This window comes from Flagellimonas profundi (genome assembly GCF_017313275.1).
Taxonomy (GTDB): Bacteria; Bacteroidota; Bacteroidia; order Flavobacteriales; family Flavobacteriaceae; genus Flagellimonas; species Flagellimonas profundi.
In genome coordinates, this window is sequence record NZ_JAFLNM010000002.1 from 388,164 (window position 1) to 408,149 (window position 19,986).

A 19,986-nucleotide genomic window follows, 5' to 3' on the forward strand; every position below is an offset into this window, starting at 1 on the left:
TTTACTTTACAAAAGTAGCAAAAGATAGGATGATTTCAAGCTTTTTCGGAAAAACAAAACCCATAAATTACATTGTCCTTGCCCTAAGTTTGTTTCTTTTTTATTTCACTAGTGTGTTTTTCCAACTCGGAGAACAAAGAATCAATGAGGTTATTCTCTTGGAAATCCTGTTGTTTGCCTGTCTGTTATTGTCCGTTTTTATCATCAATCAAATTGTTAGATCGGAAAAGGCAACGGAACGCAATTCCTACACCATGTTGTTTTTTGTGCTGTTGATCTTGACTTTTTCTGACGAGTTGATTCTTCAAAATGTGATCTTCGCGAATTTTTTTCTGCTCTTGGCTTTTTGGAGGATACTATCAATTAAATCCATAAGAAATGTAAAACACAAGATTTTTGATGCTTCCCTTTTGATTGCCATCGCAAGTCTGTTCTACGATTGGGCCATTGCATTTATGCTTCTCGTGTTTTTTGTGATTGCTGTTTACGACAGGAAAACCATTAAGAACTGGATAGTTCCTTTCCTGGGGCTGGCCACAATTTTTATACTGACCTTTACCGTGCTTAAACTAAAGGGGTCCTTGAATTTCTTTGAAGACCATTATCAATTTTCCCTAGGGCTTTTTACAACAAAATCATTTTTTCAGGTACTTAATATAAAAACCTTGATTTACCTGATCTTGACGATTATTGTTTCTATTTCGGTATTTGTCCGTCTACGCAATGTGAGCGGTGGCAAATTGCTTTTGCTTCGAATCGTTTTTTTGATTTTTGTGCTGGGCACCGGTATTATACTTTTCACCCCTGCAGATGCCTCCCCCGTTCTTGTTACTTTTTTTCCAGCATCGGTTTTCCTGACGAATTATCTCGAAGCTATAAAAAAAAGGAAGCTTCAGGAAGTGGCTTTAATCGGCTCCATGCTCGTCGCCTTGTCCCTTTTTGCTTTTCATTTGAATTAAGTATGCCATAAAGCAATATCTTTGAACAAATTTATTTGAGCTATGTTCAGCGATTTTGCCTTCAAAATATTTCAGGAAAGTATAGACACCTACCACATTAAAGACGATGTGTACCAAGAATTCACAAACCCCTATCCGAAAGACAAAGTAGAGCACTTGCTTTATAGAAAAAACTGGATAGATACCGTGCAATGGCATTACGAGGACATTATTCGCGACCCGGATATTGAACCTGTCGCCGCTTTGGAACTGAAACGTAAAATTGATGCCAGTAATCAGGATCGTACAGATTTGGTGGAGTATATCGATAGTTATTTTCTGAAAAAATACCAATCGGTTCAAGTAAAGGACAATGCCACCATCAATACAGAAAGTCCTGCTTGGGCCATAGACCGACTTTCCATTTTGGCGTTGAAGATTTATCATATGCAAGAAGAAGTAAATCGCACGGATGCCTCTCCAGAACATATTGAAAAGTGTAGCGATAAATTGGCCGTGCTTTTGGAGCAGAAAAAGGACCTTTCTACCGCCATTGACCAATTGTTGGCCGATATTGAGGCCGGGGACAAGTACATGAAAGTTTATAAGCAGATGAAAATGTACAACGACGACGAATTAAACCCAGTTCTTCGTGGACAAAAAGGGTAAACATACCCATATTTTGGTCATTCGTTTATCGGCGATGGGCGATGTGGCAATGACCGTTCCCATAATTCGCGCCCTAACCCGACAATATCCGGAGGTACAGCTGACCGTGCTTACCAAAAAACCTTTTATGCCCATTTTTGATGGGTTGGAGCATGTTAAGGTAAAAGAAGCCGATGTTAAAAACCGTCACAAAGGCATGATGGGACTTTGGCGCCTTTACAAGGAGTTAAAACCCTTGCAGTTTGATGCAGTTGCAGACCTCCACAATGTATTGCGCAGTCGAGTACTTAAAAAGTACTTTGCCCTGGAGCGAATACCTTTTGTTCAGATAGATAAAGGACGAAGGGATAAAAAGGCACTCACACGGTCCAAAAACAAGGTTTTTGAGCAACTCAAAACCACCCATGAGCGCTATGCCGATGTTTTTGATAAACTTGGTTATCCAGTTGATCTATCCACGGCCAAGCCATTGGGACGTGTCCAGCTATCCGAAAAAGTGTTGGGTTTGGTACAGCAGGACACCAAGAAATGGGTCGGAATAGCTCCTTTTGCTGCCCATGAAGGCAAAATGTATCCAATGGAATTGACCCAAGAGGTCATTGAACAACTCAATGAGACCGATAAGTATAAAATATTGCTGTTTGGTGGAGGTGCCAAGGAAGTAGCAACATTGGAAAAGCTGGCAGACAATTATGAAAATGCCCTCTGCATGGCCGGCAAACTAAATCTTTCCGAAGAATTACAATTGATTTCCAATTTAGATGTAATGTTGTCCATGGACAGTGGAAATGCACACATGGCAGCCAATTATGGCATTCCGGTGGTTACCATCTGGGGGGTAACCCATCCGTATGCCGGGTTTTATCCATTTGGTCAACCTTTGGACAATGCACTTACGGCGGACCGTGAAGCTTATCCCTTAATTCCAACTTCGGTGTACGGCAATAAAGTGCCCAAAGGCTATGAAAGCGCCATGAAAACTATTCAGCCACAGGAAGTGCTGGAGAAGTTGATGGGGATTTTGGAGCGTTAAGCCACACTCCCCTGGCAACTACTGCCCGCTCCCGCCGTGCATCCGTAGCAATGTTGTGAGATGATAATATCCCGGTTGCTCAGCACATCATCATTATAATCCTTGATATGTTTTACCTTGCTTGCCACTTTAAGGTCCAACATCTGGTTAAAGTCACAATCATACAGCCAACCGTCCCAGCTTACGGAAATGGTGTTGGTGCACATCACATTTTCAACAGCGGTCGGGTTGTATGCCTCCACCAAAGAGTACATATAATCCTCATAATTATCCGAAGCGATGAGGTAGTCCAAAAACCTTGAAATGGGCAGATTGGTAATGGCAAAAAGGTTATGGAAGTCAATATCAAAATCTTCTTTCAATGCCTTTTTAAAATCGTGTTCCATGGCGGCTTGGTCGGCAGGTAAAAATGCACCCGAAGGGTTATACACCAAATCCAACTTAAGATCACTATTGGGCATTCCGTAACCCACCTCGTTCAGCATTTGCAATGCTTTTATGGATTTATCGAAAACACCATCTCCCCGTTGCTTGTCGGTTTTGCCTCGAGTGTAGTGCGGCATGGACGATACCACATGTACATTGTGTTTTTTAAAGAACTGCGGCAGGTCGTGGTACTTTTTATTGGCCAAAATAATGGTGAGATTGGAACGCACGATAAAATCTTGGATCCCCGCTTTGGACGCTTCTTCCACAAACCATCTAAAATCAGGGTTCATTTCGGGTGCCCCTCCGGTTAGGTCCAAGGTGTGGGCTCCGGTATTCCGGATAACCTCCAGACATTGCTCCATGGTTTCCCGCGTCATAATTTCCTTTCGGTCGGGCCCCGCATCTACATGGCAATGCCCACAGACCTGGTTGCACATATACCCCACATTGATCTGGAGTACTTCCAATGTTTTGGGCTTTAACGGAAACTGGCCGGTCTCTGCAATTTTATCCTTGAAATAGGGAAGTTCACCATCTGCAAAAAGTTCACCATTTAAGATTTCCATTTGCGTTTGGGTATTGGCAAGTTCGTCTTCCCGTGCTTTTAAGGATTTTTTAGCTGCTTTTTTTATGTCTGTGAGTATGCTTTGCGTCATTAATTCAGTGGGTTTACATGGAAAGCTTGTCGTACTTGTTCATCATCTGCACACCATGTACCAAGGTAGCCCCGCTTTCTATGGCGGCTCCCGCATGTACAGCTTCCATCATTTCTTCTTTGGTGATTCCCCGTTGTAGCCCATCTTTGGTGTAGGCATCAATACAATATGGGCATTTTACCACGTGCGATACCGCTAGGGCAATCAAAGATTTTTCACGAGCACTCAACGCCCCCTCTTCAAACACCTTTCCGTAGTAGTCAAAAAACTTATTGCCCAATTCTTCGCTCCATTCGGTAATCTTTCCAAACTTTCTTAAATCTGCTGGGTCGTAATATGATTTGGCCATGTTTCTTTATTTAATGTTCTTACTAAACATACAACAAATATCACTATTCATTTTGGTCGTAAGCCCATCTTAAATATTACAATTTCTTATGATTAAGTATACATTTACCCATAAAGCTTTTGCCTAGATTTGGAAATCAGTTGTTTACAAGATGATGAAAAGAAATTAAATTAGGATTGTATCCATAAAGAAATCCATCAATAGGTTACATTTGCTCCAATAGAAACAATAAAAATGCTCGAAAACAAATCTATAGGCCTGGTTCTTTCTGGTGGAGGTGTTCGTGGAATGGCGCACATTGGTCTGATCAAAGCCATGCGTGAACATGATCTCGAAGCCAACGTAGTGGCCGGCACAAGTATTGGTGCGTTGGTAGGCGCCCTTTACGCCAATAAGAACTCGGTGGATGACATGCTTAATTTTTTTAAAGAGACCCCATTGTTCCAATACAGTTTCTTTACCATTAACAAAGCAGGTTTTATTGATACGGAAAGATACGCGAGCATTTTTGAGAAGTTTTTCCCGGAAAATACGTTTGAAAGCTTAGAAAAGCCTTTATATGTAGTGGCCACCGATTTGCTGAGTGGCAAGGAAAAGGTATTCAACAAAGGTCAACTCATTAAACCTCTTTTGGCTTCGGCGGCCCTTCCTCCTGTTTTCAGTCCGGTGGATATTGATGGCATTCTTTATTCCGATGGTGGAATCATGAACAATTTTCCAAAGGAATATGTGGAGGATAAAACAGAATTCATAATTGGAAGCAATGTGGCCATTACCACGCCGGTACAAAAGAAAGATTTAAGCAATTCCTTTAGGCTCACGGCAAGAGTGACCAATTTGATGATACATGCATCCAATAGCGAAAAATTGCACCAATGCGACTTTTTTATCGAACCAAAGGAATTGGAGCAAATTGGGGTGCTTGATAAAAAAGGTATTGAAAATGCCTTTACTATTGGCTATGAACATGGCAGTAAGGCCCTGGAAAAAATGTTTTCCCGGACCTAGCCCATTATGCTATACATCGTCGTAGTTTACTGTAATTTTGGGAGTTAACGGATGTGACTGACATGTCAATACAAAACCTTCCTCAATCTCACTATCGGTAAGAATCTGGTTTTTCACCATTTCCGCTTTACCTTCGGTCAGGCGGGCAATACAACTACTGCAAACACCACCTTGGCAAGAATATGGAGCATCAATATCCTGTTTTAGGACGGCGTCGAGCACTAACTCTTTTTTGTCCATCACCAAGGTATAGGTCTCATCATCCAAAATTACCGTTACTTGGGTTTTGCCTTCTAGGTTTTCTGCAAGTTCATCTTCGGTGTCTTCACTGGTAAAAAGCTCAAAATGAATTTTCCCTTGATCAATACCGTTCTCTTTTAAGGTGTCGGTTACCTGATGGATCATATCCTCGGGTCCACACAGGTAAAAATCATCGAATTTGGTTTTCTTGAATTTGTTTTTGAGCACAAAGTTTACAGTGGATTTTTCGATACGACCGAATAGGGCATCATCCTCATTGGACCTACTGTATACGTATTGTACAAAAAAGCGATCACCGTATTGTTCTTTCAGGGCTTGTATCTCTTTGAAATACATGGTCTCTTCCGGTGATTGGTTTCCAAAGACAAGCACGAAAGAATTTTTTCGATGGCTTTCCAAAACCGTTTGGGCAATGCTCATAATCGGGGTAATACCGCTCCCTGCAGCAAACGCAGCAATTTTTCTCCGTTTTGAAGCCTCAAAAACAAAACGTCCTTCCGGGGGCATTACCTGTATGGTATCTCCTGCTTTTAAATGCTCGTTGGCATATACGGAAAATGTTCCACCCTCCATTTTTTTGATGCCCACCGTTAATTTCCCAGATGAGGGAGGAGAGGAAATCGAGTAGGCCCTTCGAAGTTCCTTTCCGTCCAATTCGTGTTTCAGGGTAATATATTGCCCCGCCTTGAAACGGTAAACATCTTTTAGGTTTTCTGGAATATCAAAAGTGAGTGCCACGGCATTTGGAGTTAATTGCTCTACCGCGGATATTTTTAAAGCATGGGATTCGCTCATGAAAATTTTTTTGTGCAAAATTAAGCATTACGCGCTTTTTGAACAGCTATTTTTAGAAAAAGCGTTTCTTTATGTAACAAATCCAATAATTTGGATACCAACAAAAAAACACCAACCATGCTCAAACATTTTATTGGACTCCAATGGAAGTCGTTTTTTAGGTCGGCGACTTTTAAAACAGAAATCTGGTTTAAAATATTGATGGCCTTGGGTGCCCTTTATTTTATTGTGGTTTTCTTGGCAATGGGTGTAGGGGCCTATTTTATTATTGAGGATATGGAAATTGGCGATCCCTTGCGCGTGGTCAACCAGTTTATGATTTATTATCTGGCCTTCGACCTTGTTTTTAGGTACATGTTGCAAAAAATGCCCGTGACCAACATTAAACCCTTGCTGTACCTGCCTATCAATAAAAACAAAGTGGTGAACTTTTCGCTGGGAAAGACAGTCATCTCATTCTTCAACATTGCCCATGCGTTCTTCTTTGTGCCTTTTAGCATTGTTTTGCTCATACAGGGCTATCCGCCCGCGCAGGTGATTGGCTGGCATTTAGCTTTGATGGCGATATTTTACTGTAACAACTTCATAAACGTTATGGTAAATAACCAAAACACCGTTTTTTACGTGTTGGCTGTATTGTTTATTGTGGCTGGAGCATCACAGTATTACCAATGGTTCGATATTACCGCGCACACCCAACCAATTTTTGATTTTTTCTACGATATCCCGTGGACGGCCATTATTCCATGGGCGGTTTTGGTAGGATTGTACTATGGTGCTTTCGCCTACTTTAAAAAACATATGTATTTGGATGGTGGTCTGGCCAAGAAACAGACCGAAGCCAAGACCGAAAACCTGGAATGGTTGGATCGTTTTGGCAATTTGGGAACTTTCTTGAAGAACGACATCAAACTTATTAAGCGAAACAAAAGATCACGTTCCGCGGTAATTGCAGGGGCCTTTTTCATTTTTTACGGACTACTCTTTTTTACGGGGGCCTTGGAGGTGTATGATGGACCCTTTTGGAAAATCTTTGCAGGGATATTCGTCACCGGAGGGTTCCTCTTCAGTTTTGGACAGTACGTGCCCAGTTGGGACAGCAGCTACTACCCTTTGATGATGAGCCAGAACATCAAGTATCGCGAGTACCTATCATCAAAATGGTATTTGGTAATTATTGCGACCATTATTTCCACCATTTTGGCCACTTTCTATATCTACTTTGGTTGGGAGGCCTATGCAGCCGTTTTGGTCGGAGCTATTTATAATATAGGAATCAATAGTTATTTGGTGCTTTGGGGCGGAGCCTATGTTAAAACACCGATAGACCTTACATCCAACAAAAAGGCATTTGGCGACAAGCAGGCCTTTAATGCCAAAACACTGTTGCTCACTTTGCCAAAATTGGTGTTGCCCATTGGAATATATGCAATTGGTCATTTTTTGATCAACCCCATGGCCGGATACATATTTGTGGCCGTTTTTGGCATCCTTGGATTCGCTTTCAAGAACAAGGTGTTCACCATGATCGAGGGCATCTACAAAAAAGAGAAATACAAAACACTACAAGCATACAAACAGAAATAACACACCATTAATAAAAAATACATGATCACAGTTCATAATTTAACCAAGACGTACGGAGAACAAACCGTTTTGAACATTGACCACCTGGAGATTCCCAAAGGACAGAGCTTTGGATTGGTGGGGAACAACGGAGCTGGAAAAACAACCCTTTTCAGTTTGTTGCTGGATTTGATACAGCCTTCGTCTGGGTACATCATCAACAAGGATGTACAAGTGGACCAAAGCGAGGATTGGAAACCCTTTACCTCCGCATTTATTGATGAAACCTTTTTGATAGGCTACCTCACCCCCGAAGAATACTTCTACTTTATTGGGGAACTGCGCGGCAGGAACAAAGCCGATGTGGATGCCCTGTTGTCCAATTTCGGGGATTTCTTCCATGGGGAAATATTGGGTCAGAAAAAGTATTTGAGGGACCTTTCCAAAGGAAACCAAAAGAAAGTCGGTATTGTGGCCAGCTTTATCGGCAACCCCGAAGTGGTGATTTTGGATGAACCATTTGCCAATTTGGACCCGACCACCCAAATTCGATTAAAGGGAATCATCAAGGATTTGGCCGCCAAAGAAGGGGTTACGGTTTTGGTTTCCAGTCACGATTTGATTCATGTTACCGAAGTCTGCGAACGTATTGTAGTGCTCAACAAAGGTGAAATTGTAAAGGATATTCACACCTCTGCGGAAACGATGAAGGAACTGGAAGCTTTCTTTGCTGGTTGATGTTTGAAAAGCATCGTTAAAAATTCTTGCATTTTATCGATAAGCCTTATAATAATCCGCTCATTTTTGAGTTTAAGGTTACACAAGATTATCGATAATTTTGAAGCTTCATCACAAATTTTTAGGCGCCATGGTTTTGGGAGGGCTTGTATTCAACGCATGTTCTACCCAAAAAGACAAGTTCATCAACCGAAATTGGCACGCACTCAATACCGAGTACAACACCTTGTACAACGGTAATCTCGCTTTTGAAAAAGGATTGGAAGAAATCAATGCCAATTATCGTGACGATTATTGGGAAATCCTTCCCGTAGAGCGCCTTAAGGTCACCGATGAGGTAAAACTCGACTCGGAGGACAACAACCCCAACTTTCTTATTGCTGAGGAAAAGGCCACCAAGGCCATCCAAAAGCATAGCATGGACATTAAGGACGAGGAACGGAACCCACAAATAGATGAAGCGTTCCTCTTGCTCGGGAAGTCCCGTTATTTTGATCAACGCTACATTCCGGCTTTGGAGTCCTTCAATTATATTTTGAGAAAGTACAGCAAGAGCGACAAGTTGAACGAAGCTACTATTTGGAGGGAAAAAACCAATATGCGGTTGGACAATCCTGAGGTGGCCATCAAAAACCTGAAGCGCCTGTTCAAGTATGAAGCACTAAAAGATCAGGAATATGCCGATGCCAATGCAGTTTTGGCCCAATGCTACATCAACCTCAATGTCCCCGATACCGCCATTCAAAAACTGAAAATATCCCAGGCCTACACCAAAAAAAATCCCGAAAAGGGAAGATATTTGTTCATTATTGGGCAGTTGTACGATCAATTGGGCCATAAGGATAGTGCCAACTATGCCTACAATAAGGTCATCGAGCTCAACCGCAAATCACCACGGGTGTACATGATCAATGCACATCTAAAAAAAATCCAGAACACGGAACTTACCGAGGGCAATAGGGAAGAAATGTTGGAATACCTTACCGACTTGGAAGAGAACAGGGAAAATAGGCCCTTCTTGGACAAAATCTATCGGCAAGTAGCACAATATCATATGGCCTACGAGGAAGATAGTTTGGCCTTGGCCTATTACAACAAATCAATTCAGACGACGCAGGGCGAACGCAAATTGTTCGCTTTGAACTATCAGAGTTTGGCCGATTATTATTTTGATGAGGATGAATATCGAATTGCGGGGTCCTACTACGATAGCACTTTGACCAATCTGAACGAGAACACCAGAAAGCATCGAGATATCAAAAAGAAACTGGACAACCTCGAGGATGTCATCAAATACGAGGATATCGTCCAGCACGCCGACAGTGTGATTACGCTGTACCAAATGCCCGTTACAGAGCGTAGGGCTTATTTTGAGGATTATATCGCCGAGTTGAAGCGTAAAGAAGAAGCGGAGGTAGAGAAACAATTGGAACGTACCAATGCCGGTTTTGCCACTTTTGCCAGCAGCAAGGGAGGAAAGGAAAACCAAGGCAAATTCTATTTTTACAACATTACAAGTCTAGGACAAGGAAGAAACGGTTTTAGAACCAGATGGGGCACAAGAACGTTGGAGGATGATTGGCGTTGGAGCAACAAGTCCAAAACGTTGGTCTCTGAGGCCACAGGGGAGGAAATTGCAGCTAATGATGAGGTTTTGACCGAAGATCAAAAATATTCAGTTGACTATTATTTGGAACAGATTCCAACCGATGTGGCCGTTATTGATAGTTTAAAGGGCGAACGGAATTTTGCCAATTATCAATTGGGATTGATCTACAAGGAGAAATTCAAGGACAATATGTTGGCGGCAGCAAAATTGGAGCGCGTACTTTCCTCCAACCCTGAAGAGCGGCTGATCCTTCCATCAAAATACAACTTGTACAAGATTTACGAGGAAACGGGTAGCCCTTTGGAGATGGACATGAAACAGAATATCATTACCAATCACCCCGATACCCGCTATGCCGAAATTTTATTGAATCCGCAAGCCGTACTGGATGGAAACACCGATAGTCCAGAAGCTAGGTATGCGGCACTGTTCAAACAATATCGCCAGCAAGAGTTTTTAAAGGTGATCACACAATCAGAAGAGTACATCAACAAGTTTACTGGAGACCCCATTGTTCCTAAGTTCGAGATGTTGAAAGCCAATGCCATTGGTCGTTTGCAAGGATTTGAACCTTTTAAGGAAGCCTTGAACTATGTTGCCTTGACCTATCCGAACAATCCCGAAGGAAAGAAAGCGGAACAAATGGTCGAGGAACAGCTGCCTAAATTGGAAACCAAGGAGTTTTCTCCCGAAACGGGCGCTACCGGCACAAAGAATTGGAAGGTGGTGTTTCCTTTCAAGATCCGAAACGATGATACTGCCACTAAACTCGAGATGCGTTTGAAGGAAGTGATCAAGGAACTGCATTACGATAATTTAGTTTCCAAGGACATATATAACCTAGAGGATGAATTTGTGGTTGTGCACGGTTTTCCTTCCAAGGACTTTGCCCTTGGCTTTGCCGAGCTTATAAAAAACAATAGGGACTACCTTATTAAAGATGAGAATTTTGTAGTTTTATCGGATAATTACAAAATCATACAGGTCCATAAGAATTTAGAATCATACAAAGCGCAATTTTAACCCCAAAACCCTAGAACACAATGTTTTCTGACAACAAAAAACCCCGGCCTATGAATGAATTTGGCGGACAGCCCAATAGAATTGAAAAGAACACGAAGATAAAAGGAGATATTACCTCGGAAGCCGACTTTAGGATAGACGGTAAATTAGAAGGAAATGTGACCACCTCCGGTAAAGTTGTCATAGGAAAGGATGGCTACATCAACGGAAAGGTAGAATGTGTGAATGCTGACATCGAAGGAAGGTTTAATGGAGAATTGATGGTCAAGGACCTACTTTCCCTAAAATCGTCCGCAACTATTGAGGGTACCGTTAGTGTGGCCAAATTGGCCGTGGAGCCAGGGGCGACCTTCAATGCTGCCTGTACGATGGGCAAAGGTGCTACGTCCACCGCAAAAATGCAGTCCACTAAGAAAGATGAGCCAGCAAAAGCCTCCTAAAAAATACAACAAAGCAATTAATACAGCCGCCCGTTTGTCTGGTTCCGCCATTCAAATGGGCGTAGTTATTTATTTGGGCGTTTGGGGCGGTAAATGGCTCGACGGGTATTTTGAGACCGAGAAAGTGTTCTTGCCCATATGCACCATATTGGCCGTTGCGATTTCCATATATTTGGTGATTCAACAAGTGAAAAAAATCAACGATTGAAATTTAGGTCCAACCCCATTTTTTTTACCTCGTTTTTAACGGTGGGATTATTGATGTTGTTTTTTGCCCAATCCCGGATTTTGGAAAACAACGGGCACGACCTATCCTCGCTTCAGGTGGTAAAGAGCTATGTGCTGAACGCCATTATGGCTCTTTCCGTTTTTTTTGCCATTTATCTTTTTAGGAATAAATACCGTGATTTATTGGGTTTCTTTTTTTTGGGAGGGAGTCTTTTAAAGTTTTTGCTTTTCTTCATTTTTCTTTACCCAGGTTTTAATCAAGACGGTTCCTTGGAGCGCTTGGAGTTCCTTGTGTTTTTTGTGCCGTACGGATTTGGCCTGGCACTGGAAACCTTCTTTTTGGTGAAACTGCTTAATACTGTGTAACAAAGGATGGAAATCACTGGAAAAAATCAAAGAAAAAAATAATACTCAAAAAAGCTTTTTTCTTTTGAATGGGGAATGTATTTTTGCACCAATTTTTGAGGACCCATAGTTGGATCATATGCGATATTCTTTTTTCAGTAAAAAACTAGTTGCCGTAATTTTCTTGATTGCGGGATTTGTATCGGCCCAAAACCATGAGGGAGAAGAAGTTGAAACCGGTGCCCACGATTTAAAGACCCAAATTAAGGAATACATAGACCATCACCTTTTGGATTCGCATGATTTCAACCTGTATTCTTACACTACAGATGAGGGTGAGCACAAGTATATCGGATTCCCTCTGCCTGTTATTCTTTGGGATAATGGCTTAAAGATTTTCTCTTCTTCCCAATTGGAGCACGGAGAAGGTGTTGCCGAAGTAGATGGGAATTACTACGCGCTTTATCACAACAAAATATATAAAACCGATGCCGAGGGTACCATTAATTTTGGAAATCACCATGGTGATGAACAACATACGGAAGATGCTTTCGGTGAAAACTTAGTTGTGGAAGATGCTCATCCGACCAATAAAAAGCCTTTGGATTTTTCCATAACCAAAAACGTGGTTTTTATTATTGCCGTTGCACTTTTAATGTTTTTGGTGTTCCGCTCCATGGCAAAAAGATATCAGAAGAGTACCATGCCGCGAGGTTTGGGGAGGTTCTTGGAGCCTTTGGTTCTTTTTGTTCGTGACGAGATCGCCATACCTAACATTGGAGAGCACAAGTACAAAAAATATATGAGTTACTTGTTGACCGTATTCTTTTTTGTTTGGGTGATCAACTTACTTGGTCTTACTCCGCTTGGGGTCAACGTAACCAACAACATTGCCGTTACCTTTGCTTTGGCAATGATTACATACCTTATTACAACATTTACCGGGAACAAAAACTACTGGAAGCACATCTTTTGGATGCCAGGTGTGCCGGTTCCTATGAAAATTATATTGGCGCCCATCGAATTGTTGGGAACTTTCATCAAGCCATTTTCGTTGATGATTCGTTTATACGCCAACATTACTGCGGGTCACGTAGTATTGATGAGTATTATCGGGCTCATGTTCATTTTTAAGAATTGGATAGGAAGCCCATTGTCCTTCTTGTTGGCATTTGCACTTTCTTTATTGGAATTGTTAGTGGCCGCATTGCAGGCATATATTTTTACCATGTTGTCCGCCCTATATTTTGGTATGGCGGTAGAAGAAGATCATCATTAATTAGAACGTTTAATATTTAAATTCATATATCATGACAATTCCAAACATCGTAGGTGCTGGTTTGATCGTAATCGGAGCAGGATTGGGTATCGGTAGAATCGGTGGACAGGCAATGGAAGCCATTGCTCGTCAACCTGAAGCTTCTGGTAAGATCCAAACAGCAATGTTGATTGCAGCAGCCCTTATTGAAGGTATCGGTTTCGCGGCTCTTTTTGCAGCTTAATAACCGTAACAATATTGATGAAGGCCATAGCGGTTGGCTATGGCCCTTCATTGATTTAAATGATATAGTTTAAAAGAATTAATAGGATAAGATAAATGGAAAAGTTAATCGAGCAGTTTTCCTTCGGGTTGTTTTTCTGGCAGTTGTTGCTTTTTGTAGCTCTTTTGTTTTTGTTGCGCAAATATGCATGGAAACCCATTCTTGGTGCGGTAGAAAAGCGTGAAGAAGGGATAAAAGATGCCCTTGAAGCTGCAGAAGCCGCGAAGAAAGAAATGCAGAATGTTACTGCAGACAGCGAAAAGTTGTTGAGAGAGGCCAAAGTGGAAAGAGACGCTTTGTTGAAAGAAGCCAGAGAAATCAAAGAAAGCATCATCTCCGAGGCAAAAGAACAGGCTCAGGTGGAAGGTGATAAAATGATCAAGCAAGCACAAGCAACCATTGAGAGCGAAAAGAAAGCTGCTGTTGCCGATATTAAGGCGCAAGTGGCCAATCTATCCGTAGAGATTGCCGAAAAAGTGATCAAAGAAGAATTGTCCGATAAAGGCAAACAACAAAAGTTGGTCGAGGACATGTTGGGCGATATTAAACTGAACTAAGGGAACATGAACCAAAACAGGGCAGCCATACGCTACGCAAAAGCAACCTTGGATTTCGCAGTCGAAAAGAAAGCGGCCGACGCCGTTGAAAAGGACATGCGGGAGATAGCTGCGACCATTTCTGAAAACCCGGCGCTTCAAAATATGTTGGAGAGCCCGATCATTAAATCAGAAGTAAAGAGGAACAGTTTGTTGGAAATCTTTAAAGGGGCCAGTGAAATTACCAAAGGTCTTTTGGAAACCTTGATTGGCAACAAACGAATCGCAATGTTGCAGGAAGTGGCCTATAAGTACATCATTCTTCATGAAAAATTGAAGGGCGAAGAGGTGGCTTATGTGACCACGGCCGTCCCATTGACTTCCGATTTGGAGAAGAAAATCTTGGAAACTGTAACCAAGGCAACAGGAAATAAGATTACCCTTGAGAATAAAATCGATGAGAGCATCATCGGAGGATTTGTGCTACGGGTAGGCGATACCCAATACGATGCAAGCATCGCAAACAAATTGAACGGATTAAAAAGAGAATTTACAAATAGTCTATAAAAATGGCAGGAGTAAAAGCCGCTGAGGTATCAGCAATTTTGAAAAAACAGTTATCAGGTTACGAAGCGTCCGCTTCTTTGGATGAAGTGGGTACCGTATTACAAGTAGGTGATGGTATTGCCCGTGTATATGGACTTTCCAATGCCCAGTATGGGGAGTTGGTAGAGTTCGAGGGTGGTATGCAAGGTATCGTTCTTAACTTGGAGGAAGACAACGTAGGTGTTGTATTGTTGGGCCCATCCAAAGAAATTGTGGAGGGCGCAACTGTTAAGAGAACCGAGCGTATTGCTTCCATCAACGTTGGTGAAGGAATTGTTGGCCGTGTGGTGGACACCTTGGGAAAACCAATCGATGGTAAAGGACCTATTTCTGGGGAAACCTATGAAATGCCTTTGGAACGCAAGGCTCCTGGCGTAATTTTTAGACAACCCGTTGACGAACCAATGCAAACAGGTATCAAGGCGATTGATGCCATGATTCCGGTTGGTCGTGGACAAAGGGAGTTGGTGATCGGTGATAAGCAAACAGGTAAGACCACCGTTTGTATCGATACCATCCTTAACCAAAAAGAATTTTACGATGCTGGTGAACCAGTTTATTGTATCTATGTGGCCATAGGTCAAAAAGCATCCACGGTTGCAGCTATTGCCAAGACTTTGGAAGAAAGAGGTGCTTTGGCCTATACAACCATTGTTGCCGCTAACGCTTCTGACCCTGCTCCGATGCAGGTTTATGCTCCATTTGCTGGTGCAGCAATCGGTGAGTTCTTTAGGGATACAGGGCGTCCGGCTTTGATCATCTATGATGATTTATCAAAACAAGCCGTTGCCTATCGTGAGGTTTCCTTGCTTTTGAGAAGACCCCCGGGACGTGAAGCATACCCTGGTGACGTTTTCTTCTTGCACTCAAGATTGTTGGAGCGTGCCGCTAAGGTTATCGGTGATGACGACATCGCCAAAACCATGAACGACCTTCCCGAATCATTGAAACCAATGGTAAAAGGTGGTGGTTCTTTGACTGCACTTCCAATTATCGAGACACAGGCAGGTGACGTTTCCGCCTATATCCCGACCAACGTAATTTCCATTACAGATGGTCAGATATTCCTAGAGCAAGACTTGTTCAACCAAGGGGTGCGTCCTGCGATCAACGTAGGTATCTCCGTATCTCGTGTGGGTGGTTCCGCACAGATCAAGTCCATGAAAAAAGTGGCAGGTACCTTGAAGCTTGACCAGGCCCAGTTCCGTGAACTGGAAGCTTTTGCCAAGTTTGGTTCCGATTTGGATGCCGCTACCTTAAATGTAATTGAAAAAGGACGTAGAAACGTGGAGATCTTGAAACAAGGTCAGAACGATCCGTTTACCGTAGAAGATCAGGTAGCCATCATTTTCGCAGGTTCTAAAAACTTGTTGCGTGATGTTCCTGTGAACAAGGTGAAGGAATTCGAAAAAGATTACTTGGAGTTCTTGAACGCCAAACATAGAGATGTTTTGGATACCCTTAAAGCCGGTAAATTAACTGACGAGGTTACTGAGACATTGACGGCTGTTTGCAAAGATCTTTCAAGTAAGTATAAAGCATAACAATTGTCATTCCTGCTGTTCCCTGAGCATTGTTGAAGGGCACACAGGAATCCATAACCAAAAAGATTCCGCACCCAGTGTGGAATGACAAAGAATAATATGGCGAATCTAAAGGAAATACGTAACAGGATATCATCCATCTCATCAACGATGCAGATTACCAGTGCCATGAAAATGGTTTCTGCTGCAAAGTTGAAAAAGGCTCAGGATGCTATTACAGCTATGCGTCCGTATTCCGATAAGCTGACCGAGCTCTTGCAAGGGCTTAGCGCCAGTCTGGAAGGTGACGGTGGTAGCGAGTACGCAGACAAAAGACCCGTAAACAAAGTTTTGGTGGTTGCCATTACTTCAAACAGAGGTCTTTGCGGCGGATTCAATTCCAACATCATAAAGCAGAGCAACAATTTGGTATCCAATACTTATCCAGGTAAACAAGTTGATTTTTACACTATTGGTAAGAAAGGAAATGACATCCTTAAAAAAAGGCATACCGTTTTGGGGGATCAAAGCAAGGTTTACGATGACCTGACCTTTGAGCACGTTTCCGAGATTGCCGAGCTTTTGATGCGTTTGTTCACCAAAGGAGATTACGATAAAATTGAGTTGGTCTACAACAAGTTCAAGAATGCCGCTACACAGATTGTGATGACGGAACAATTCTTGCCCATCGTTGGAGCAGAAGGGGATGAAGCTATCGCAGCCGATTACATTTTTGAACCATCCAAAGCCGAAATTGTAAAAGAATTGATACCTAAATCTTTGAAGACACAGTTGTTCAAGGCCATTAGGGATTCCTTTGCAAGTGAGCATGGTGCCCGTATGACAGCCATGCACAAAGCAACCGACAACGCTGCAGAACTTAAAGAAGAGTTGACTTTGACGTACAACAAAGCCCGTCAGGCAGCGATTACCAACGAAATCCTCGAAATTGTTGGCGGAGCCGAAGCATTGAACAATTAAGCCGAACCAAAGTGAGGCTAAATATTCAATAACAGAGGCGTTGAATAATTAGAATTACAAAGTTTTTTATATAATGAAAGGCCACCGAATCGGTGGCCTTTTTGCTTTGGGTCTTTTTCAACCTACTTTCCCCGTATGTACAAAGCAATTGTGCCCCCCTTCAAATTTTTTTAATATCCAACGTTAATTAAATTAAAGTTGTTAGTTTAGTCGCAACACAATTCCCATTACTTGTTAAACGCAGCAAAAATGTACGTGAGAACCGGTCTCACATACCCTACGTTGCGGCAATTTTTTAAAGATTTCCGCCCAAATCTTAGTATAAATTAAAATTGGACAAGTAATGAAACAACTGCGTAACCTACTGCCAGTGATGCTACTGGCCATTCTGGCCAACCAATGTACAACGGAAGAAGTGGAAAACTCCTCAAGGACAGATCCAAAAGTCGAAACCGTTGGGGAGGAACCAGCACTCAATATTGAAGAAATAGAATTCGAATCCTTTGAGCAAGAACCTTTTTACAATGCCCTCAACAATCATTTGGAATTTGAACAAGTGGATGGCAACGCTTCAAAACGGAAGAAAAAGCGCAAGTTCAAGATAAGCAAGAAACACGTTAAAAAAGTTGAGATGGAAAGTGGGGATTATACCTCCTACACCTTCTACATGACGGACGAGGACCTTAGGGACCCCACCATACTACAGAACCTGATGGTGGTAAAACGAAAGGGCGAATTGGAAGTGTACCGGTTTTTATATGGCGGTACCGAAAAAGGAATCTTCCCCAAGGACTATGACATGGCCCGCAACACAACATTTGAAAAACTATTGGATTTTGACATGGACGAAATGGGCGCGCTCACCGGTAAAACGCTTTGTTTATATGACCAACTTGACTGCAATGGTGGCGGGGACAATGACAACGCAGAGGTTTACTGTTACAACGTGGAGATCTACATTGATTATGCCTGCTTCGGCAATGGGGCCACGGGCACGCACTATCACGACAGCGACTGCAACTGTACCGATGGTTACGGCTCTTGTAGTTCACCTTATACCGATTACCAATCCGAAATGTTCTGCACCAGTGATAGCAATTCCAACGGTGCGGCCCAAGAGTATGTGTCCGAGAACCATTTGGGCGGCTCCGATGGGGGCACAAACGTTTCAACGGCCGGGAACGATATACTCATATCTGCCACGATGATGAATAGCATACCGGAAGGTGCCGACCCATTGGCCTTTAAGATAGGACTGAACACCGCCTCGCCGGAATATGATTGGTTCACGGATCCAAAAAACTCGACGTTCTACGAAAGAGTGGGAACTTTTCTGGAAACCCAGGGAAAATCAGCAGCAACAATTGCTTTTTGCAATGCGGCCATTGAAGCTCGTTACAATGGCGGCAAAGTGGATTTTGAGGAAAAGATTATTTATCTTTTGGAAGACTACCCATGCCAAAAGAATATAATACAGGATTTAATTATAATTTGTCAACCAATCTCTGAACTATTTCAAGAAATATTTGTTGATAATAATAGAGCACAAATCGTCTTTAAAGTTGAAAATCTGCCGCAATTAGAAGGAGGTAATACTAGATGGATAGGAAATAGTGACAACACACATCTGTTTGAAATAACTTTAAATTCATATAGGCTTGAAAATTCTACAAATTTAGATGTGATAAATACGATAGTTCATGAGTACACTCATGCTGTATTACTATACTTTTTTTATGCTAGTCCTAGTTTTGATATAGATTTAAATAATCCACCGTCGTATGCTGAATTAGTTCAACAATTTTCATTACATAGAGAAATAATAGGTGGTAATAATAGCCCGTCACAGCATGAATATATGGCAAATTTTGTTTCCGATATAGCAGAGATTTGTTTAGCATGGTCTGAACAGAACAATATGGATTATGACTTAGATTACTTAATAGAAATTGCTTGGGGAGGAATGACGGATACAGAAACCTTTAATTTACTTTATCCAGAAGGAAGTAATGTAAGATTTAATGTTATAGAAGCTCAAACAAACGAAATATTTCCAAATTCAACCAATAATGAAGTTGGGGTACCTCCATGTGATTAATTTTATTTGAAATGAAAAAAGCAATTTCGTTTTTATTTATTGTATGCCTTTACTTCTCTTGTAAAACACAGCAAAACATTAGCGGCAAAGAAGAATACAAAGTGCTAAATACAGTTATAGAAGGTGTCTATACTGGAGAAACCATCAATTTATATAGATATTGTGTTGTTAAGAACCATGAAAGTGTAAAGAACAATATTAAATATATGGAACTGCATGCCAATATTGATAAGGAATGGTTTGTCAGTTTTTTGCCGATAAAAGAGCAAAAATCAAAAAATGATTTTGAAAAATGGGATAGCAATGAAATAAATCTCAAAGATTTAAATACAAGTTTTGATTTAATAGATGAAAACACAATAAACAAATACAAAAGTTTATTATCCAATAGTGGTAGTAATGAAAAAGAAAAATATGATATAAAAATATCATTTTGGGTAAGAGAAAATGCAGAGTTCAATATTTGGTACGCTACAAAACCAATCTTTAATGAAGACAAGTCTAAAGCAATTATATTTCTGACTTTTCTCAATCAAGGAGTCACCGCTTGGCTTTTGGAAAAAGACAGTTCTAGATGGGTCGTTATTGAAAAAGTAGGGATTGCTTCAATCTAA

Annotated in this window: 20 protein-coding genes and 1 pseudogene; 18 read left to right on the forward strand and 3 right to left on the reverse strand. The window is 41.6% G+C overall.

Features of this window, described 5'->3' with window-relative positions; translation table 11 throughout:
* Window positions 1–29: 29 nt before the first annotated feature.
* The 3 genes from J0654_RS10655 to J0654_RS10665 are packed head-to-tail and all read left to right on the forward strand — an operon-like array spanning window position 30 to window position 2,640.
* Window positions 30–959: a DUF6427 family protein gene (locus tag J0654_RS10655; protein WP_237685957.1), complete on the forward strand. Its 930-nt coding sequence runs from the start codon at window positions 30–32 to the stop codon at window positions 957–959.
* Between the two features lie 42 nt (window positions 960–1,001).
* Window positions 1,002–1,607: a DUF4254 domain-containing protein gene (locus J0654_RS10660; protein WP_207028758.1), complete on the forward strand. Its 606-nt coding sequence runs from the start codon at window positions 1,002–1,004 to the stop codon at window positions 1,605–1,607.
* The gene (locus J0654_RS10665) at window positions 1,591–2,640 is read left to right on the forward strand and encodes a glycosyltransferase family 9 protein (protein ID WP_313783687.1); all 1,050 of its coding nucleotides are present in this window, start codon (window positions 1,591–1,593) and stop codon (window positions 2,638–2,640) included. The genes J0654_RS10660 and J0654_RS10665 overlap by 17 nt, the downstream gene beginning before the upstream one ends.
* Here J0654_RS10665 and arsS read toward each other — a convergent pair.
* Complete coding sequence (gene arsS, locus J0654_RS10670) at window positions 2,637–3,725, reverse strand: arsenosugar biosynthesis radical SAM (seleno)protein ArsS (protein WP_207028760.1); 1,089 nt, start codon at window positions 3,723–3,725, stop codon at window positions 2,637–2,639. The genes J0654_RS10665 and arsS overlap by 4 nt on opposite strands.
* Before the next feature lie 13 nt (window positions 3,726–3,738).
* Window positions 3,739–4,074, reverse strand: coding sequence for an arsenosugar biosynthesis-associated peroxidase-like protein (locus J0654_RS10675; RefSeq protein ID WP_119607732.1), 336 nt, complete (start codon window positions 4,072–4,074; stop codon window positions 3,739–3,741).
* A 234-nt stretch (window positions 4,075–4,308) separates the two neighbouring features.
* Between J0654_RS10675 and J0654_RS10680 the strand changes: the two genes are divergently transcribed.
* A complete protein-coding gene (locus J0654_RS10680) occupies window positions 4,309–5,082 on the forward strand; it encodes a patatin-like phospholipase family protein (protein WP_207028761.1) in 774 nt (257 codons plus the stop codon).
* A 9-nt stretch (window positions 5,083–5,091) separates the two neighbouring features.
* Here J0654_RS10680 and J0654_RS10685 read toward each other — a convergent pair whose 3' ends face one another.
* A complete protein-coding gene (locus J0654_RS10685) occupies window positions 5,092–6,138 on the reverse strand; it encodes a ferredoxin--NADP reductase (protein WP_207028763.1) in 1,047 nt (348 codons plus the stop codon).
* Window positions 6,139–6,255: 117 nt separating this feature from the next.
* On the opposite strand from J0654_RS10685, the gene J0654_RS10690 reads away from it, so the two are divergent.
* The 14 genes and pseudogenes from J0654_RS10690 (at window position 6,256) to J0654_RS10755 (ending at window position 19,986) form a co-directional block, all read left to right on the forward strand.
* On the forward strand, window positions 6,256–7,725 hold the full coding sequence (locus tag J0654_RS10690) for a DUF5687 family protein (RefSeq protein WP_207028765.1): 1,470 nt from the start codon (window positions 6,256–6,258) through the stop codon (window positions 7,723–7,725).
* Window positions 7,726–7,746: 21 nt separating this feature from the next.
* On the forward strand, window positions 7,747–8,442 hold the full coding sequence (locus tag J0654_RS10695) for an ABC transporter ATP-binding protein (RefSeq protein ID WP_207028767.1): 696 nt from the start codon (window positions 7,747–7,749) through the stop codon (window positions 8,440–8,442).
* 100 nt (window positions 8,443–8,542) lie between these two features.
* Window positions 8,543–11,088: pseudogene (gene porW / locus J0654_RS10700) on the forward strand (type IX secretion system periplasmic lipoprotein PorW/SprE).
* A 6-nt stretch (window positions 11,089–11,094) separates the two neighbouring features.
* Window positions 11,095–11,514, forward strand: a complete 420-nt coding sequence (locus J0654_RS10705; RefSeq protein WP_207028769.1) for a bactofilin family protein — start codon at window positions 11,095–11,097, stop codon at window positions 11,512–11,514.
* On the forward strand, window positions 11,492–11,722 hold the full coding sequence (locus J0654_RS10710; RefSeq protein WP_207028771.1) for an AtpZ/AtpI family protein: 231 nt from the start codon (window positions 11,492–11,494) through the stop codon (window positions 11,720–11,722). The genes J0654_RS10705 and J0654_RS10710 overlap by 23 nt, the downstream gene beginning before the upstream one ends.
* The gene (locus J0654_RS10715; protein WP_207028774.1) at window positions 11,719–12,108 is read left to right on the forward strand and encodes a hypothetical protein; all 390 of its coding nucleotides are present in this window, start codon (window positions 11,719–11,721) and stop codon (window positions 12,106–12,108) included. Before J0654_RS10710 ends, J0654_RS10715 begins: the two co-directional genes overlap by 4 nt.
* 118 nt (window positions 12,109–12,226) lie before the next feature.
* A complete protein-coding gene (gene atpB / locus J0654_RS10720) occupies window positions 12,227–13,366 on the forward strand; it encodes a F0F1 ATP synthase subunit A (RefSeq protein WP_207028777.1) in 1,140 nt (379 codons plus the stop codon).
* A 31-nt stretch (window positions 13,367–13,397) separates the two neighbouring features.
* Window positions 13,398–13,589, forward strand: coding sequence for an ATP synthase F0 subunit C (gene atpE, locus J0654_RS10725; RefSeq protein ID WP_053970734.1), 192 nt, complete (start codon window positions 13,398–13,400; stop codon window positions 13,587–13,589).
* Window positions 13,590–13,684: 95 nt separating this feature from the next.
* Complete coding sequence (locus J0654_RS10730) at window positions 13,685–14,185, forward strand: F0F1 ATP synthase subunit B (protein ID WP_207028779.1); 501 nt, start codon at window positions 13,685–13,687, stop codon at window positions 14,183–14,185.
* Between the two features lie 6 nt (window positions 14,186–14,191).
* Window positions 14,192–14,731, forward strand: coding sequence for an ATP synthase F1 subunit delta (gene atpH, locus J0654_RS10735; protein ID WP_207028781.1), 540 nt, complete (start codon window positions 14,192–14,194; stop codon window positions 14,729–14,731).
* A 2-nt stretch (window positions 14,732–14,733) separates the two neighbouring features.
* The gene (gene atpA / locus J0654_RS10740) at window positions 14,734–16,314 is read left to right on the forward strand and encodes a F0F1 ATP synthase subunit alpha (RefSeq protein ID WP_207028783.1); all 1,581 of its coding nucleotides are present in this window, start codon (window positions 14,734–14,736) and stop codon (window positions 16,312–16,314) included.
* Window positions 16,315–16,413: 99 nt separating this feature from the next.
* Window positions 16,414–17,274, forward strand: a complete 861-nt coding sequence (gene atpG / locus J0654_RS10745) for an ATP synthase F1 subunit gamma (protein ID WP_207029596.1) — start codon at window positions 16,414–16,416, stop codon at window positions 17,272–17,274.
* A gap of 343 nt (window positions 17,275–17,617) precedes the next feature.
* Window positions 17,618–19,372, forward strand: a complete 1,755-nt coding sequence (locus tag J0654_RS10750; protein ID WP_207028785.1) for a hypothetical protein — start codon at window positions 17,618–17,620, stop codon at window positions 19,370–19,372.
* A gap of 11 nt (window positions 19,373–19,383) precedes the next feature.
* Complete coding sequence (locus J0654_RS10755) at window positions 19,384–19,986, forward strand: hypothetical protein (RefSeq protein WP_207028788.1); 603 nt, start codon at window positions 19,384–19,386, stop codon at window positions 19,984–19,986.

Coding starts and splice junctions, on each gene's coding strand:
- J0654_RS10705 (WP_207028769.1), top strand. CDS start 11,095: ATGTTTTCTGACAACAAAAAACCCCGGCCTATGAATGAATTTGGCGGA.
- J0654_RS10655 (WP_237685957.1), top strand. CDS start 30: ATGATTTCAAGCTTTTTCGGAAAAACAAAACCCATAAATTACATTGTC.
- J0654_RS10750 (WP_207028785.1), top strand. CDS start 17,618: ATGAAACAACTGCGTAACCTACTGCCAGTGATGCTACTGGCCATTCTG.
- J0654_RS10730 (WP_207028779.1), top strand. CDS start 13,685: ATGGAAAAGTTAATCGAGCAGTTTTCCTTCGGGTTGTTTTTCTGGCAG.
- J0654_RS10695 (WP_207028767.1), top strand. CDS start 7,747: ATGATCACAGTTCATAATTTAACCAAGACGTACGGAGAACAAACCGTT.
- J0654_RS10680 (WP_207028761.1), top strand. CDS start 4,309: ATGCTCGAAAACAAATCTATAGGCCTGGTTCTTTCTGGTGGAGGTGTT.
- atpH (WP_207028781.1), top strand. CDS start 14,192: ATGAACCAAAACAGGGCAGCCATACGCTACGCAAAAGCAACCTTGGAT.
- atpA (WP_207028783.1), top strand. CDS start 14,734: ATGGCAGGAGTAAAAGCCGCTGAGGTATCAGCAATTTTGAAAAAACAG.
- J0654_RS10755 (WP_207028788.1), top strand. CDS start 19,384: ATGAAAAAAGCAATTTCGTTTTTATTTATTGTATGCCTTTACTTCTCT.
- J0654_RS10675 (WP_119607732.1), bottom strand. CDS start 4,074: ATGGCCAAATCATATTACGACCCAGCAGATTTAAGAAAGTTTGGAAAG.
- J0654_RS10685 (WP_207028763.1), bottom strand. CDS start 6,138: ATGAGCGAATCCCATGCTTTAAAAATATCCGCGGTAGAGCAATTAACT.
- J0654_RS10710 (WP_207028771.1), top strand. CDS start 11,492: ATGAGCCAGCAAAAGCCTCCTAAAAAATACAACAAAGCAATTAATACA.
- atpE (WP_053970734.1), top strand. CDS start 13,398: ATGACAATTCCAAACATCGTAGGTGCTGGTTTGATCGTAATCGGAGCA.
- arsS (WP_207028760.1), bottom strand. CDS start 3,725: ATGACGCAAAGCATACTCACAGACATAAAAAAAGCAGCTAAAAAATCC.
- J0654_RS10690 (WP_207028765.1), top strand. CDS start 6,256: ATGCTCAAACATTTTATTGGACTCCAATGGAAGTCGTTTTTTAGGTCG.
- J0654_RS10660 (WP_207028758.1), top strand. CDS start 1,002: ATGTTCAGCGATTTTGCCTTCAAAATATTTCAGGAAAGTATAGACACC.
- atpG (WP_207029596.1), top strand. CDS start 16,414: ATGGCGAATCTAAAGGAAATACGTAACAGGATATCATCCATCTCATCA.
- atpB (WP_207028777.1), top strand. CDS start 12,227: ATGCGATATTCTTTTTTCAGTAAAAAACTAGTTGCCGTAATTTTCTTG.